This window comes from Bradyrhizobium sp. NBAIM08 (assembly GCF_020193935.1).
GTDB lineage: Bacteria > Pseudomonadota > Alphaproteobacteria > Rhizobiales > Xanthobacteraceae > Bradyrhizobium > Bradyrhizobium yuanmingense.
Window position 1 is genome coordinate 1 of the sequence record NZ_JADYVR010001071.1, and the last position, 397, is coordinate 397.

1 protein-coding gene is annotated in these 397 nt (G+C 67.8%); it reads left to right on the forward strand.

The features are described 5' to 3' along the window. Positions 1 to 397: amino acid permease (locus tag I6F37_RS43525; RefSeq protein WP_225154914.1), on the forward strand; the 397-nt coding region annotated here is incomplete at both ends.

Here is a 397-nt window from a genome sequence, read left to right on the forward strand (position 1 = left end):
GCGCTGGCGCTCGTCGTCGGCAACATGATCGGCTCGGGCATTTTCCTGCTTCCCGCCAACCTCGCGCCCTACGGCCGCAATGCGATTATCGGCTGGGTGGTGACCATTGCCGGCTCGCTGTGCCTGGCGACGGTGTTCGCCGCCCTCGCGCGCGCCTTTCCCAAGGCAACCGGCCCCTACGATTATGTCGAGCCGGCATTGGGCCGCCCGACCGCCTTCTTCGTTATGTGGAGCTATTGGATCTCGACCTGGGTGACCAATGCCGCGATCTCGATCGCCGCGGTCAGCTACCTCAGCACGCTCGCGCCCGAGACCTTCGCGCACACCGGCGTCGCGCCGCTCGCCGCGATCGGATTCGTCGTCCTGTTCGCCAGCGTCGCGCTCAGCGGCGCGACGC